Annotated in this window: 18 protein-coding genes and 1 pseudogene; 4 read left to right on the top strand and 15 right to left on the bottom strand. The window is 70.7% G+C overall.

Features of this window, described 5'->3' with window-relative positions; all coding sequences use genetic code 11:
* Positions 1–87 precede the first annotated feature (87 nt).
* The gene (locus GGD89_RS05860) at positions 88–669 is read left to right on the top strand and encodes a hypothetical protein (protein WP_184043192.1); all 582 of its coding nucleotides are present in this window, start codon (positions 88–90) and stop codon (positions 667–669) included.
* A gap of 28 nt (positions 670–697) precedes the next feature.
* On the opposite strand, the gene GGD89_RS05855 is transcribed toward GGD89_RS05860, so the two are convergent.
* From GGD89_RS05855 to GGD89_RS05840, 4 genes and pseudogenes are all read right to left on the bottom strand, one after another.
* The gene (locus tag GGD89_RS05855) at positions 698–1,651 is read right to left on the bottom strand and encodes a lysophospholipid acyltransferase family protein (protein WP_184043191.1); all 954 of its coding nucleotides are present in this window, start codon (positions 1,649–1,651) and stop codon (positions 698–700) included.
* Between the two features lie 61 nt (positions 1,652–1,712).
* Positions 1,713–2,519, bottom strand: a complete 807-nt coding sequence (locus tag GGD89_RS05850) for a GNAT family N-acetyltransferase (RefSeq protein WP_184043190.1) — start codon at positions 2,517–2,519, stop codon at positions 1,713–1,715.
* Between the two features lie 358 nt (positions 2,520–2,877).
* Positions 2,878–3,285: pseudogene (locus tag GGD89_RS05845) on the bottom strand (Fur family transcriptional regulator); the annotation flags it as partial.
* 243 nt (positions 3,286–3,528) lie between these two features.
* Entirely contained in the window at positions 3,529–3,948 is a 420-nt protein-coding gene (locus GGD89_RS05840) for a Ros/MucR family transcriptional regulator (protein ID WP_184043188.1), read from the bottom strand.
* A 176-nt stretch (positions 3,949–4,124) separates the two neighbouring features.
* Between GGD89_RS05840 and GGD89_RS05835 the strand changes: the two genes are divergently transcribed.
* On the top strand, positions 4,125–4,367 hold the full coding sequence (locus GGD89_RS05835) for a sulfurtransferase TusA family protein (protein WP_184043187.1): 243 nt from the start codon (positions 4,125–4,127) through the stop codon (positions 4,365–4,367).
* Between the two features lie 77 nt (positions 4,368–4,444).
* Here the strand turns inward: GGD89_RS05835 and GGD89_RS05830 are convergent, their stop codons facing one another.
* From GGD89_RS05830 to GGD89_RS05790, 9 genes are all read right to left on the bottom strand, one after another.
* A complete protein-coding gene (locus GGD89_RS05830; protein ID WP_184043186.1) occupies positions 4,445–4,957 on the bottom strand; it encodes a GNAT family N-acetyltransferase in 513 nt (170 codons plus the stop codon).
* Positions 4,954–5,676 (bottom strand): tRNA (adenosine(37)-N6)-threonylcarbamoyltransferase complex dimerization subunit type 1 TsaB, encoded by a 723-nt coding sequence (tsaB, locus tag GGD89_RS05825; RefSeq protein WP_184043185.1) that lies wholly within the window; start codon positions 5,674–5,676, stop codon positions 4,954–4,956. Before tsaB ends, GGD89_RS05830 begins: the two co-directional genes overlap by 4 nt.
* Positions 5,673–6,239, bottom strand: a complete 567-nt coding sequence (gene ddpX / locus GGD89_RS05820) for a D-alanyl-D-alanine dipeptidase (RefSeq protein ID WP_184043184.1) — start codon at positions 6,237–6,239, stop codon at positions 5,673–5,675. The genes tsaB and ddpX overlap by 4 nt, the downstream gene beginning before the upstream one ends.
* A 109-nt stretch (positions 6,240–6,348) precedes the next feature.
* Positions 6,349–7,008: a 5,6-dimethylbenzimidazole synthase gene (gene bluB, locus GGD89_RS05815; RefSeq protein WP_184043183.1), complete on the bottom strand. Its 660-nt coding sequence runs from the start codon at positions 7,006–7,008 to the stop codon at positions 6,349–6,351.
* A 711-nt stretch (positions 7,009–7,719) separates the two neighbouring features.
* On the bottom strand, positions 7,720–7,881 hold the full coding sequence (gene pufA / locus GGD89_RS05810; protein WP_184043182.1) for a light-harvesting protein: 162 nt from the start codon (positions 7,879–7,881) through the stop codon (positions 7,720–7,722).
* Between the two features lie 58 nt (positions 7,882–7,939).
* Entirely contained in the window at positions 7,940–8,110 is a 171-nt protein-coding gene (pufB, locus tag GGD89_RS05805; protein ID WP_184043181.1) for a light-harvesting antenna LH1, beta subunit, read from the bottom strand.
* 290 nt (positions 8,111–8,400) lie between these two features.
* On the bottom strand, positions 8,401–8,562 hold the full coding sequence (gene pufA / locus GGD89_RS05800; RefSeq protein ID WP_184043180.1) for a light-harvesting antenna LH1, alpha subunit: 162 nt from the start codon (positions 8,560–8,562) through the stop codon (positions 8,401–8,403).
* Between the two features lie 59 nt (positions 8,563–8,621).
* Entirely contained in the window at positions 8,622–8,798 is a 177-nt protein-coding gene (locus GGD89_RS05795) for a light-harvesting protein (RefSeq protein ID WP_184043179.1), read from the bottom strand.
* Between the two features lie 397 nt (positions 8,799–9,195).
* Positions 9,196–10,353 carry an asparaginase gene (locus tag GGD89_RS05790; RefSeq protein ID WP_184043178.1) on the bottom strand — a complete coding sequence of 386 codons (1,158 nt, stop codon included), beginning with the start codon at positions 10,351–10,353 and terminating at the stop codon, positions 9,196–9,198.
* Between the two features lie 288 nt (positions 10,354–10,641).
* Here GGD89_RS05790 and GGD89_RS05785 point away from each other — a divergent pair, with 288 nt between their 5' ends.
* Entirely contained in the window at positions 10,642–11,589 is a 948-nt protein-coding gene (locus GGD89_RS05785) for a DMT family transporter (RefSeq protein WP_184043177.1), read from the top strand.
* Between the two features lie 21 nt (positions 11,590–11,610).
* On the opposite strand, the gene GGD89_RS05780 is transcribed toward GGD89_RS05785, so the two are convergent.
* Both GGD89_RS05780 and htpX read right to left on the bottom strand, forming a co-directional pair.
* A complete protein-coding gene (locus tag GGD89_RS05780; protein WP_184043176.1) occupies positions 11,611–12,930 on the bottom strand; it encodes an RsmB/NOP family class I SAM-dependent RNA methyltransferase in 1,320 nt (439 codons plus the stop codon).
* 51 nt (positions 12,931–12,981) lie between these two features.
* Entirely contained in the window at positions 12,982–13,896 is a 915-nt protein-coding gene (htpX, locus tag GGD89_RS05775) for a zinc metalloprotease HtpX (RefSeq protein ID WP_184043175.1), read from the bottom strand.
* 303 nt (positions 13,897–14,199) lie between these two features.
* Here htpX and GGD89_RS05770 point away from each other — a divergent pair, with 303 nt between their 5' ends.
* The gene (locus tag GGD89_RS05770; RefSeq protein ID WP_184043174.1) at positions 14,200–14,427 is read left to right on the top strand and encodes a DUF1674 domain-containing protein; all 228 of its coding nucleotides are present in this window, start codon (positions 14,200–14,202) and stop codon (positions 14,425–14,427) included.
* The last annotated feature ends 283 nt before the right edge of the window (positions 14,428–14,710 follow it).

The following is a 14,710-nucleotide window of genomic DNA, read 5'->3' as shown; positions in this document are numbered from 1 at the left end:
GGGAGGATTCGGCGCGCGATCCGGGGCGCCGGGACAGGACGCCGGGGGCGACCGGTGCACGATCGGATGGAGAAAGGGGACAGGGTCATGACGGTCCCGCGTGTCTTGGCCACCGGCGCCGCGCCGGCCATGGCTCTCGGTCTCGCGCTGGTGCTGGCCGCCTGTGCCGGCGCGCCGCGCACGGTCACCCATGCGCAGAGCCCGAACGATATCTTTCGCCTGGTCATCACCCCGACGCTTCCCCTGGAGGTGTACGGCACCCCCTTCCCGGGCGTGGACCGGCAGACCCTGGCCGACGCCTCGGCGGCCGGCCTGAGCGGCCTGGTCAACCGCCGTCCGCTGACCTTCGTCCCGGTGCCCTCGGGGTCGGGGGGCGAGGGCTATCGGACCGTTCTGTTCGTGGGGCGCGGCGGCGGGGTGGTGCCGGGCGATCGCCTGTGCGCGGGACCGGTGCCCCCGGCGGCCGGCGCCGGCGGTGGTCAGGACGAGGGGCTGCGCGCCAGCGCCGCCGTGTGCCATGGGACGACGCTGGTGTCCTGGGCCGAGGGATGGTCGGGCATGCCGCCGTCACCGGAGTCGCCGGGCTATCGGGCGCTCATGGATCGGCTGGCCGACGCGGTCTTTGCCCGGACCCGCGACGAGGACCGGGGTGATCCCTGGCCCTCGTGAGACGCGGCGCCGCGGTGTCGCGGCCTTCTCAGCCCGCCGCGTGCTCCACGGGGGGCTCGGCGCGATCGGAGCCGGGCGGCGACGGGGGCATCGGCGGTGATGTCGGCGGCGGCAAGGCCTCGGTCGCCGCCTCGATCCCCAGCCGGGCGGCCACCCCGGGACCATGACCGGCGAGCAGGGCCGCCGTGCCGGCGCTCACCACCCGCTCGCAGTGCCGGGCCAGGGCCTTGCGCGAGGCGGTGCCGTCCGCCCGCAGCGGGGCGTGAAAGACCACCTCGGCGGTGACCCGACCCAGCCCCAGGACGGCCCAGAGGTGACTGGCGAGGTCCATGTCCCCGTACCAGGCATAGAACGGCCGCCAGGCGTAGCCGACCGGCACGCCGTCGATGCGGGTATAGGCCAGGGAGACGGGCTGGACGACCACCGGTCCGGGGGCGACAGGGTCGGGAGCCGACGGCGCGGGCGTGTCGCGCCGGCGTGGCGGCTCGGCCACGGTCAGCAAGGCGCTCTTGAAGGGCAGCACGCGATTGCCGTCGTTGCTGGTGCCCTCCGGGAACAGGATCAGCGGTTCGCCCTCGGCCAGACGGGCCCGGATGGCGTCGCCGCCGCGCCGCGAACTGGCGCGCTTGCGTTCCACGAAAACCGTGCGGCCCAGGCGGGCGATGGTGCCGAACCCGGGCCAGGTGCTGACCTCGGACTTGGCCACGAAGCCGCCGTCCACCAGCGATCCCAGCGCCACGATGTCCAGGTAGGACGTATGATTGGACAGGATCAGCAACGGCCGGTCCGCCGATGGCTGGCCGTGCGCCACCACCTCCAGGTCGATGGCCAGGGCCACGCCGCGCCAGTACGCCCGCGCCAACCAGCGGCAGGGCAGGCGCGCGCCCATCAGCGCCGCGTAGGGGGGCACCACGACGACGGTCCACAGCAGGAACAGGGACAAGCGCCAGAATGCCCGGGTGGGGGAAAGCAAGCCCTGCATGGTTGGTTCCAGAGTCCTTCGCCCAACACACCCCGCCCCACGCGCCGGCGGCCCCCCGGGGTCAGGGGGCGTTGGCGGGCATGCGGCGTGCCGTGCGGTCATAATGCCGGAAGTACTTCTCGGCGATCAGGTCGGTCTTGACGACGATGCAGACGTCGGTGGTGTTGAACTGGCTGTCCACGAAGGCGCCGTCGCCGACGAAGCCGCCCAGTCGCAGGTAGCCCTTCATCAGGGGCGGCAGCGCCGCCACCACCCGGGCCCGATTGAGCTGGTCCGGGTTGACCAGGTTCATGGGCTGGTAGAACTGCGGCAGGGTCACGGGGCGCAGGTTCTCCGGTGCCAGGTGGTTTTGGTACAGGTAGCTCAGGCTGGGGGCCAGCGCCTCGATATCCGTCCCGTGCAGGCTGGCGCAGCCGAACATCAGGTCCACGTTGTGATGGAAGACGTAGGCGGCGATGCCGCGCCAGAGTTGCTGCATGGTGTGGCGGGTGCGGTAGCGCACGTCCACGCAGGAGCGCCCCAGTTCCATGACCTCGATGGGCTGATCGACGATGGCCGAGATGTCGTACTCGTTCGCGGTATAGAACCCGCCGGCCCGCCGCGCGTGGTCGCGCCGCATCAGGCGATAGGTGCCGACCACGCGGTCGGGACCCTCGCCGAGGGCGTGGTCCACCACCAGAAGATGGTCGGCGATCTCGTCATAGGCATCGAAATCGCGCCCGCAGGCGGCGGTTTCGGGGCTCGCCTTGGCCCCCCGCTCGCCATAGAACACGCGATACCGAAGGGCTTGCGCCGCCCGGATCTCCTCCTCGGACTCGGCCAGAAGGACGTCGAGGTCGCCAGCCCGCAAATCACCCAGAGAGCCCATCGTACTCCTTGCCCGGGACTATCGTGGCCGTCGCGGTGTCGCGCGCGGGCCAACGGATGTGAAACCGAAGATGAACGTCGTCCGCGTCGACGACGCGACTCGATCGGTGGTCGGCCGGAAGCGGCAGGATCCTCTGCTCGATGTCCTCAGGACGCGGGCCCGGCGGCCGGCGTGATCCATGCGGAGACGAGGGACCGGGGCGGTGTGCCGGCGGCTGCCCACCTCAGTGCCCATCCCGGCCGTCCGCGGTGGGGGGCCTGGCGGACGGCGCGGTACCGCCCGACGGACGGTCCGGGGTGGTGAGCCGGGGCGTGCCGGCGTCGTCGTCGCCCGCCGGCTCGTCCCGTCCGGTCGCGTGCGACCCCAGGGGCACGCCGTACAACTCCAGCCGGTGGCCCGTCAGGCGGTAGCCCAGGGACTGGGCGATCTCGCGCTGAAGGTGTTCGATCTGCTCGTTGCGGAACTCGACCACCTGTCCCGTCTCCAGATCAATCAGATGATCGTGATGTTCCTCGGACACCGCCTCGTAGCGTGCCCGGCCGTCCCGAAAGTCGTGGCGTTCAAGGATGTCGTTTTCCTCGAACAGGCGGACGGTGCGGTACACCGTGGCGATGCTGATGCGGGGATCGATCACCGTGGCCCGGCGATAGACTTCCTCGACGTCGGGATGGTCCTCGGCGTCTGACAGGACACGCGCGATCACGCGACGCTGTCCGGTCATTTTCATGCCTTTGTCGATACACCGTCGTTCGATCCGAGACATCATGGAAAGGGGGCGAGGTCCCTGTGATGGTATGATGACGATTCCCGGATATTAGGATCGCCCCGCTGAAAAGAAAAGGCGCGGGCGCCCGTCGCGCGCATGAAGGTTTGCGCGACCGTCCGTCATGCTGGGGCCGTCATGCGGGAAAGGCGCCGGCCGCGCCATCGGGGCGGAGCCGGTCCGGCCTTGATCCGCGCGTGACCGCGCCCCACTTCGGCGTCTGGGGACGGCGCCCGGGGACGGTACCTAGTCGTCGCTGTCGCGGCGACGGGCGCGGGTGCCCAGGCCGATCTTCTTGGCCAGGGAACTGCGATGCTCGGCGTAACTGGGGGCGACCATCGGGTAGTCCGGCGCCAGGCCCCACCGCTCGCGGTACTCTTCGGGCGTCATGCCGTAGGCTGTCTTGAGGTGACGCTTGAGCATCTTCAGCTTCTTGCCATCCTCCAGGCAGATAATATGGTCCTGGGTGACCGACTTCTTGATGGGGACCGCCGGTTGCGGCCGCTCGGGCTGTTGCTCTGTCCGGCCGACGGTCGAGAGGCTCTCGTGTACCTCTCGAATGAGGGACGGAAGATCGCTCACGGCGACAGAGTTGTTTCCGACATGCGCGGACACAATCTGGGCAGTCAGGCGCAGCAGGTCCTGTTCGCGTTCGATCGAGGTCATGCAAGAACCTTCCCGATATCGTTGGTGCCTTCGCCGAATTCAGTCATGCCATGGCGAGGGTTGGTTTCGTGACAGCATCATCCGAGCCCATATATAGATGAGCTAGATAAACGGGGCAAGAACACAATTGCCTCCCCGCCATTCTTTGGCGCCTGGCAACGGAAATCGCTTGAGATATGTGCGACCACGAAATTGACATAACGACTGACGTCTGTCCGTTCACATTCGTCAAGACAAAGCTGCTTCTGGAACGGATGACCGTCGGCGAGACAGTCCGGGTTCGTCTTAAAGGCGCGGCACCATTGAAAAACGTACCCCGCTCGGCGCGCGAGCATGGACACCACGTGCTGTCGCTGACCCCGGAAGCGGGTGAGCCGCCTGAGGGCGTTCACCGCCTGATCCTGCGCAAGGGAGGCTAGAGGGTCTCCCCATCCCGGGTCTTTTCCTGCCCCGGAACAGGGGGGGCCGTCCTGCTGTCCACGCGAGTCCTTGAGGTCTACCTTGGGTCGCTCTCCGGGGTGGTGAGGGCGCGGGCCATCACCAGGGCGTCGCGGGCCCGGCCCGGCTCGCCCGTGAAGTAGCCGCGCCGTCGCCCGACCTCGACGAAGCCATGGGCCCGATAGAAGGACACCGCGCCCGCGTTGTCCTCGGCCACTTCGAGACTCCAGCGCGTGACGCCGGCCGCCCGCAGGCTGGCGTCCCCGTGGGCCAACAGCCGCCGGGCGATGCCGCGACGGCGCCAGCATCCGGGCAGGACACCCAGGGTCAGGATATCGGCCTCGTCGACCACCGCCTGCACCAGCAGCAGCCCCACCGGGGCCGGCGGCGCCTCGTGAACGGCCAGCCAGCCGGCGACGCCCGGCAGAGCCAGGATCGAGTCCATCGCCGCGCGATCCCATGGCCGATGCCACGGCTGGTCGGCGAAGCAGGCGGCGTGCAGGTGCGCCAGCACGGTCGCGTGCGCCGGGGCGACCGGACCGATGGTTACCGTGGGGGGGGGCGGCGTCACGGCACCGGCCGCGCGGCGCGCGGGTTGTCCGGGGCCGGCGCGGCGTCCGGAGGGCGCCCGTACACGGGGCGCGGGGTCAGGGCCGCCGCCGGATCGTCGGCCACCAGGGCGGCCAGCACGGCCGGATCGGGGGGACGGGAGGCGCCGTCGACCACCCGCAGGCGGGCGTCCCGCAGGAGCGGCGCCGGCAGCAGGCCGAGGCCGTCGCCGGTCAGGCACAGGGGGCCGCGTGCCGGAAGTTGGGCGGCCACGGCGTCCGGCGACACCGACAGCACCGGTCCCAGGGCGGCGAGGGCGGGCGAGAACGACTGCACGAACACCTCCGCGCGCCGGGCATCCAGCACCACCGACACCGATTCGGTCCCGTCGTCGATCGCCGCCGCCCCCGCCCGCGCCATGTGCGCCAGCACCAGGGGGCCGGGCAACCCCAGCACCGGCCGCCCGGTGGCCAGCCCGAGCCCCCGCGCGAAGGCCAGGCCCACGCGCAGGCCGGTGAAGCTGCCGGGTCCCACGGTGACGGCCACCGCCGCCAGCTCGGCGGCCGTGGCACCGGCGGCGGCCAGGGTGTCCCGGGTCATCGGGGCCAGGGCCTCGGCGTGGCCATGAGTCATGGTCGCGTCGCGCCGCGCGCGCACGCGCCCATCCTGCCACAGGACGACGCCACAGGCGCCGCCGGAGGTGTCCAGGGCCAGGATCGGCCCCGGCGGGAGCACGGTCACGCAGCCTCCGGCATCAAGTGGGTGCCCGCGGCCCGGTCGGTGAGCACGGGGTAGGTGCCGCGCGGCTTGAACAGCTGATAATGCCACCACTCCTTGACGTACCAGTCCCAGCCGGCGGTGGTCATCACGCCCAGCAGCAGGGCGCGATGGCGCTGGGCGTCGGGCGAAATGTCCTGGTTGCCGTGCTCCGACTCGGGGCGGAGGTCGTCGAAGCCCGTGCCCATGTCCAGCGGCGTCCCGGTGACCGCGTCCACCAGGGTCAGGTCCACGGCGGCGGCCATGGAGTGGGGCGAGCCCCGGCGCGGATCGGCGACGAAGGTGGGGTTGGGCTGTGCCTCCCACAGCTTCCATTGCGCTTCGGCCGGACGAAAGGCGTCCAGGATGCGCAGGCGCAGGCCCAAGGGGCGGGCCAGGCCGACGGCCCGGCCCAGCAGCGTCGCGGCGTCGGCGTGCAGGTAGCACGCGGACCGGGCGTAGATGGGCCGGCCGGTGATGTTGTCGGCCGTGGCGTAGGCCAGGTGCAGGTCCACGTCATAGCTCTCGGGCGTGATTTCGGTCAGCATGCCTATCTCCGGCGGGGCCGTCGGGGCGACGCGAGGACTCGGAAGGAAGGAGGCGCCCCCGGCGCCGTCGTCGCCCGACGCGTCATGGGGTCTCAACGCGGCGACCGTCTCACCAGATGAACAGGCGCCGGGCGTCCTCCACCGGACCCTGCCAGCCCGCGCGCACCAGTTCCGGCGTTTCGGAGTCGGTCTCGGGGGCCGGCCATCCCACGCAGAGATAGGCGATCAGGGTCCAGGACGCCGGCGCCTCCAGGTCGCGATGGGCCGCCTCCGGATCGAGGATCGACACCCAGCCCACGGCCACGTCGCGCGCGCGCGCCGCCAGCCAGAACTGCTGGATCGCGCCCACGACCGAGTAGCGCAGGGTCTCCGGCATGGTGCGCCGGCCCAGGCCGTGGCCGGCGTCCGTGGCGTCATCGCAGAACACCGCCAGATGCACCGGCGCCTCGCGCAGGCCCTCCAGCTTGAGCCGGTCGTAGGCCGCGGCGCGGGTCTCGTCGTAGGTGGCCCGGGCGGCGGTGGTCTCGCGCTCGAAATTGGCGGTGATGGCCGCGCGGCGCGCCGGATCGGCGACCGACACGAATCGCCAGGGCTGGGCGTTGCCGACGGAGGGCGCCAGGGCGGCCTGACGCACCAGGTCCTCCAGCAGGCCGGCCGGCAGGGGATCGGTGCGGAAGTGGCGGATATCGCGACGCCAGCGGAACAGGGTCTCCAGGTGGTCCTGGAAGGCGGGGTCGAATCGGGGGCTATCGGACGCGGGGTGGGACATGGGGAACCTGTGCTGTGGCAGGGGGCCTGTGGGCCGACGCCGCCGGGTGGAGGCGGTCCCAGGGACGACCCCGAGAGAGGTCCGAGGACGACGACGTGGCCAAATGTCTACGCCTTCGTCCCCGGTCTGGCCAGCCGTGATGGGCGGCGGGCACGCCCGCGCGGGTCACGCCCGGCGGGCTGGCGCGACGGGCTGGCGCGGTGGGGGCGACCCGGATCATGGTCGTCGGGTATGACGTCGCGTCCCGGCCGGTCCGCGCGCCCCGGCTTCGCGTCTCGGTGCCATGCCCGGTCCTCGTGGGTCCAGCGTTTTTGAACTGGGGTCCGGGATGACGCTGCCGACCGACGGAAGCCGCCGTCCACCCCGGCCGCCCTCGGTTTGCCCGGGGGGCTTCGGCCCGGTCTTGCCGGCGCCCGGTCTTGCCAACTATGCAGTCGTATGGTCCCGCCGCCGGGACGGGTCGGGACACGGCGCGGCGGGAGGTCGCACGCAGGGCGGCGCTCGGGCACGGTCCCGGTATTCCGCCGCCAACTGGTGCGTTCGCCAAACGGAGGCCATAAAGACATCGCCCGGCCCGCGAGGTGCGGAGCCGGGCGATATCAAGACATTCACCCTGTCGTGACGGACGTGCCATCATCAGGGACGCGGGATCCCAGGAGACCCCGCCACCTGCGGAGTGAGCGAACCCACCCCGTCAGGTCGGACGGCGTATCAGCCCACCCAAGCCGCAGCGAAGCGCTCGCTACCGAACAGGATGGCGAAGTGGATCACGATCGCCAGCCAGACCAGGAAGTGGAACACGGCCATCAGGCCTTCCTGGGGGGACACGATCTGCCAGAAGCGCCAGTCTTCATTGAAGAAATTGGGGACCATGAGTCTTCTCCACGTAAGTCAGATGAGATCCGGGATGTGTGTTTCCGAATGCGCCGTATCAGCTGGCGGCCGGGAACCAGGGCATCCAGGCCCACACCAGGAAGTGCGCCACCAGGCACAGGGCGAAGAAAACCTGGCCCGAGCGCTGGAACATAGCGTGGAAGGCCTTGGCTTCGTCGTCGGTCAGGCCGGTCCGGTTCAGGTTCTTGTAGCTGGGAGCATCAGCCATTTTTGTTCCCCTCAAGGTACGTCGAATTGGGTCAATCCGAATTCGGGATCGGGCCGATTTGAGATCGAGTCTCCGGTCTCACATCGTCAGTCGTGGCGTTACCGGCTTGCGGGAGTAGCAGGACAATCAGCCAGCCCGTCCCGGCACTCTGTAAAGCCCTTCAGTCCCCGACCATCGATTGCGTTTTGTTCATCCTTGGCGGCAAGGCAATCTCACCGCCAAGATCACAGGAGTCTCGCATTCCGTCACCAGAGGCGCGGCGAACCGCCCCATCACGATCGGATGCTGGCTCAGCCCATCCAGGCCTTCGCGATGCCTTCGCTGCCGAACAGGAGAGCGAGGTGGATCAGCACGGCCAGAACCGCCAGACCGATCATCGTGCCAGCCAGACCATCCTTGGGGTTGATGATCTGCCAGAAGCGCCAGTCTTCATTGAAGAAGTTGGGGACCATGAGTCTTCTCCGCTTGTCGTCAAATTAGGTATGAAGTGTGTACTTCCGGACGTTCTGGATCAGCTGGCGGACGGGAACCAGGGCAGCCAAGCCCACACCAGGAAGTGGGCAACCAGCGCCAGGGCGAAGAAGGTCTGGCCAGCGCGCTGGAACATGGCATGGAAGGCCTTGGCCTCGTCGTCGGTCAGGCCGGTCCGGTTCAGGTTCTTGTAGCTGGTCACGGGAGCATCAGCCATTTTGTTTTCCCCTCTGTCGAACTTGGATCATGCAATCCGATTCTGGATCGGGTTCGCGACCCCCTTGTGGGGAGCCGGGATACCGTACGCCTCGGAGCGGATGCGCTTACCTCTACTGGCAGGCCGGGCCGTCCCCGAGGATCGCGGCGTCCCCGCAATCCGATTACGTTTTTTTCATAATGGTCGGCGAGTGTCAACCCTGCCTTTCACACAGTCTGTCAAAGTGGATTGACGAACGCTTTTTGCGAGTGAATATCAGGCGTCGCACCTGGAGGCGGGCGCGATCATCGCCGGCCGAACCCACGGAAGACGCTGGACCGGGGCCGGCCGGCCGGTCCGCGCCGCCGCGCCATCCGACTCTTGCCCGGGATGGCCGGCGACTCCCACGGGGCGACGGTCAGGCATGGTCGTCGGTGTCGTCGTCGTCCCAGTCCCACGGATCACCGTCGTCGGCGTCGTCCGAGTCGGCCTCGGCCGGGCGCACCGGCAACCCGCGCCCGACGATCCGTCCGGCGGCGTTGGTCACCGTCGGCTGAAACAGGTCGGCCAGCGCCGCGCGTTCGGAGTCCTGCAACAGCGACAGCGCGTCCAGCACGCTCCCCAGGGCCAGTTCGGCTCCGCGCCCGGCGCCGTCGTCGATCTTCAGGGCAAGGCCCAGGCCGGCGTCGGGGATGAGGGCGACGACATTGCCCTCGGCGCCGATCTTGGTCAGCACCCGTCCGCCGGTCGCCGACGCCACCCGGGTGTCGCAGCGTCCCGGCCCAGCCACCAGGTCGGGGTGCGCGGCCATGGCCCGGCGCAGCCGAGTCGCCGCCGCCGCCCGGCCCGGACTCAGGCCCGACGGGTCGGCGAGCCGCGCCATGCCCAGGGCCACGGCCCACAGCGGCATGGCCGGAGAGGGCACCCCGCAGCCCTCGACGCCCCAGGGCAGGGAGTCGGGCGCGACGTCGGTCATGTCGGCGATCACCGCCGTGACCGCCCGCTGCACCGGGTGGTCGGCCGACGCGTAGCCGCGCGGGGATACCCCCATCAGGCCGGCCAGCATCAGGAACCCGGTATGCTGGCCGGAGCAATTGTGATGCAGGGCCGACGGCCGCGCGCCGGTGGCCGCCAGGGCGCGGGCGGCCGCCGGGTCCATGGGCCAGTCCCCGGCGCCGCAGGACAGCGCGTCGGTCGAGAGACCCAGGTCGGCCAGCCAGGCGGCGACGCGGTCGGTGTGCGCGGGCCAGCCGGAGTGGGACGCCGTGTGCAGGGCCACCCGCTCGTCAGACAGGGCGCCCGGGTCCGGCAGCGCCTCCAGCAACGCCAGCGCCTGGATGGGCTTCAGGGCCGATCGCGGGAACACCGGCCGTTCCACGTCGCCCCAGGCCAGGCGGACCGCGCCGGCCGCGTCCAGGACGATGACCGCGCCGCGATGGTGGGATTCGATCCCCGGATCCCGGGTGATGGCCGCCAGCACCGGGTTGTCGGGAAAGGCCACGCTTGGCGGCTCGTCCTCCGTCGTGGCGTTGCCCGCCGGCGCGGGCGTGGTCTGGTCCGGGGCGGATGCGGTCATGGTGACGCTCCAGGTCTTCGGGGAAGGGAACAGGGATAGAGACAGGGCCAGGATCGGCGCCGACTGTGGCAGCGGCCGTCAGCCCGGGCAAGCGGTCGCCAAGGGCGCGACGTCATGCCACCGGTCATGGACCATGGCCGGTGGCCTCCGTGGCCGGTGCGGTTCGGCGCATAAGTCACAGCCATCCGCCGCTGGTGTTATCTCCCACCGCCGCACATGGACGAGCAAGCGACGCGGGTCTAGATTGGGGTTCTCCGCCGTCGGGTGAAATGCGTCAGGTGTTTCCGTATGCCCCTTCCTCAGCCAGGTCGTCTGACGGCACCCGTCGTCTGGTCCGGTCTGTCGACCAACGTGCGGGGCGGTCTGCTGATGCTGGCCTCGGCCTTCTTCTTTTCGGTCATGGCGACCCTGATCCGCTATCTCGGCCAGACCCTGCCGACCCTGGAAATGGCCTTCTTCAGGGCGGCCTTTCAGGCCGTCGTGCTGCTGCCCTTCGCGGTGATGGCCGTCCGCCGCGACCCGAGCGCGCTGTTCACCCGCCGCCTCGGCCTGCACGGGATTCGCCTGGGGCTGACGGTGGTGACGGTGATGACCGGGTTCTATGCCCTGGTGAACCTGCCGCTGGCGACGGCCATTTCGATCAGCTTCAGCCGCGCCCTGTTCGTCACCCTGCTGGCGGTGGTGGTGCTGCGCGAGGTGGTGGGGCCGCACCGCTGGAGCGCCGTGGCCATCGGCTTCCTGGGGGTGCTGGTGATCCTGCGCCCGTGGACCGGCGGCCAGGTCGACCTGGCGATGGTGGCCGGCCTGATCTCGGCGGCCGCCGTGGCCGGCATGAGCATCTGCGTGCGGCTGCTGTCCAGCACCGAGGGCACGATGGTCATGATGCTGTATTCCTCGGCGTTGATGTCGGTGATCCTGGCGGTGCCGGCGGCCTTCATGTGGGTCACGCCCGATGCGGTCACCCTGCTGCTGGTGCTGGCCATGGGGGGCTCGGCCGTGGTGGGCCAGTTCCTGCTGATCTCCGCCTATCGGCACGCCGAGCCCTCGGCCGTGGCGCCCATGAACTACACTCAGTTGCTCTGGGTGACGGCCTTGGGATTCGTGCTGTTCGGGGAGTTTCCCGGCCCGGCCATCTGGACCGGGGCGGCGCTGATCATCGGCGCGGCGCTCTATACCCTGCATCGCGAGCGCCAGCGCGGCCGGATCCGGCACGCGTCCGAGCCGCCGGCCGAGTGAACCCAACGGACAGGGTCACGATCATCGGCCCAAGGGCGGGGGCGCCGACCCCGTTCGCCGCAGCCGCGCCGCGTAGAAGCCGTCCATCCCGCCGGCGTCCGCCAGGTGGCAGGGCAGGGTGCGCAGGTCGCCCACGGGCGTCATGAGATCGTCCAGGCCGCCCACCTCGGTGGCGGTCACCGGATCGCGCCGCAGGTCCGGCCGCGCCGCCAGCAGGGACTCGACCACCGCCGGGCCTTCGTCGGGCAGCAGCGAGCACACCGCATAGACCAGCAGCCCGCCGGGTGCCAGCCGCGCCGCCGCCGCCGCCAGCAAGGCCCGCTGGGTCGCGGCCAGGGCGGGCATGGCCTCGGGCGCCTTCAGCCACAGGCCGTCGGGATGGCGGCGCAGCGTGCCGGTGGCCGAACACGGCGCGTCCAGCAGCACGGCGTCGAAGGGGCCGTGATCGTCCCCGGGCCAGGTCAGGACATCGGCGGTGACCACCCGGACCCGGTCGTCCAGGCCGGCGCGGGCCAGGTTCTCGCGCAGCCGTTCGAGCCGCGCGTCGGAGCGGTCCAGGGCCACCACCTCGGCGCCGGCGGCGGCCAGTTGCAGGGTCTTGCCGCCGGGGGCCGCGCACAGGTCGGCCACCCGCAGGCCCGGTCCGGGGCGCAGCAGGCGCGCCGGCAGCGCGGCGGCGGCGTCCTGGACCCACCAGGCGCCGTTGTCATGGCCGGGCAGGTCGGGCACCGGGGCATGGCCGGCCGGCAGGCGCAGGCTGCCGGTGGGCAGAAGGGCGGCCCCCAGGCGCCCGGCCCACATCGCGGCGTCCGCCGGATCACGCGGCGTCAGGTCCAGGGGCGCCGGATGCTGGTGCGCGGTGGCGATGGCCCGGGCCGCGGGCTCGCCGAACGCGGTCCCCCACGCCGCCCACAGCCAGTCCGGCGTGTTCAGGCGCGGGCCGTCCTGGGCATCCCACCAGGCGCGACCCTCGCGGTCCAGGCGCCGCAGCACGGCGTTGACCAGCCCCTTGTGGCCGCCCTGGCGGGTGGCGACGCACAGGTCGACGGCGGTGCTGACGGCGGCGTGGGGCGGCATGCCCAGCACCAGCAGTTGGGCCGCGCCCAGGCGCAGCACATGGCGCACCGGACGCGCCTTGTCGGGCAGCGGGCGGCTCAGGCACCGGTCCAGCAGGGCGTCGATGCGCCCCAGGTGGCGCAGGGTGCCGGCGGCGAGGGTATGGACGAAGGCGCGGTCGCGCGCCTCCAGGCCGGTGACGGCGCCGCCCAGGGCCTCGTCCAGCGGGCGGTGGCGGTCGAGCACCTGGCGCAGCACGGCCAGGGCGGCTTGGCGGGTTTTCATGGGGTCCGCTTACGCCGCGCCGACCGGGGGGTCAAGCCGGGGGTGGGCTGCTCACCCCCAGGGGCCGCGCGGGCGCCGCTGGCCGCCGCTGGACGGAATGCGCGAGGCTCCGGCGCGGGTGTCGCCGGCGGCACCGGTCGCCAGGTCGCGCAGCGCCCGTACGCGGTTGGCGGTGGCCGGGTGGGTGCTGAACAGGCTGTCGTGCTTGTGGGCATGCAGCGGGTTGACGATGAACAGGTGGGCGGTGGCCGGATTGCGCTCGGCCGCGTGGTTGTCGATGCGCCGCGACCCCTGCTCCAGCCGCTCCAGGGCGTCGGCCAGCCAAAGGGGATTGCCGCAGATGCGCGCGCCCTCGGCGTCGGCGTTGTACTCGTTGTGCCGCGAGATGGCCATCTGCACGATCATGGCGGCGATGGGCGCCAGGATGGCCACCAGCAGCGCGCCCACCACCCCCAGGGGGTTGTCGCGGTTGCCGCCGAAGAAGAAGGCGAAGTTGGCCAGCATGCCGATGGCGCCGGCGATGGTCGCGGTCACCGTCATGGTCAGGGTGTCGCGGTTCTTCACATGCGCCAGTTCGTGGGCCATCACCCCGGCCACCTGCTCGCGCGTCATCATGTTGAGCAGGCCGGTGGTGGCCGCCACCGCCGCGTTGGCCGGGTTGCGGCCGGTGGCGAAGGCGTTGGGCTGCGGCGTGTCGATGATGAACACGCGCGGCATGGGCAGATCGGCCCGCGCCGCCAACTCGCGCACCAGGCCCACGAACTGCGGGGCCTCGCGCTCGGACACCTGGCGGGCGCCGTGCATGGACAGCACCATCTTGTCCGAGTTCCAGTAGGCGAAGAAGTTCATGCCCAGCGCCACCAGAAGGGCAATCATCATGCCCCCGGCACCGCCGATCATGTAGCCGACGGTGAGGAACAGGCCGGTCATCACCGCCAGCAGGACTGCGACTCGCATGAACGACATGGGTGGGGGACCCTCCACATCAGGAACAGGAATGGTTGGCCTTCGACATAGGGGGCTGGGGGCTCCGGTCAAGGACATTCGCGTGCCGCCGAACGCGAAAGGGTTGCGTGGCGAGACCGGCGAAGGGTTGCAGCGGTCTCGATCCGTGACTGTTGGCGAGAGTCACCGCTTGACCGCTGGCCCGTGGTCGGGCGAAGACAAGTCTGGGGTGCGCCGTCGCCCCGCGTGAGGATCCGGCCCGCCAACGAGGCCGGACCGACACACCCCGGATCGACCACGATCCGCAGACCAGGGAGACCGTCCATGACCAGCAGCGATACCCGCGATCCCGGCTCCGGCTGGGGGGAGGCCTTGCCCCTGCCCCTGACCCCGCCCAAGCCCAAGGCGTCCGCGCAACCGGCGCCGGCCGATGGGGCGCCCGATGCGCCGCCCGCCGGGGACGACCATGGGGTGGAGATCGGCGGCCCGCGCGGCCCCGAGCCCACCCGCTACCACGACTGGGAAGTGAAGGGGCGCTGTAGCGACTTCTGAGATCCCTGACCGGTGGCGGCGCGTCCGCCTCCTGCCCATGGACGTCGCCCATGGACGCCGTGGATGCGGGCGCGCCGACGCCTTGTCCTGAGAGCATGGTGCGTGAGTCTGGACTCACGGACCGTGTCTAAGACTCTGATGTTTAAGCAAATCGTCGTCGCGATCCGGTTCGGATCGCTCGGAATTTGCACTCTAGAGTAATCCGAGATCAAGTTGGGCCATAGCCGGAATGCCGCATATAGCTGCTGCACTCTGTTGGCATAACTTTGTCGAGCGCTTCTTT

Origin of the sequence: Roseospira visakhapatnamensis (genome assembly GCF_014197915.1) — a bacterium.
Taxonomy (GTDB): Bacteria; Pseudomonadota; Alphaproteobacteria; order Rhodospirillales; family Rhodospirillaceae; genus Rhodospira; species Rhodospira visakhapatnamensis.
The sequence above is the reverse complement of the archived record's forward strand: the minus strand, read 5'-3'. Positions and strand labels throughout refer to the sequence as shown.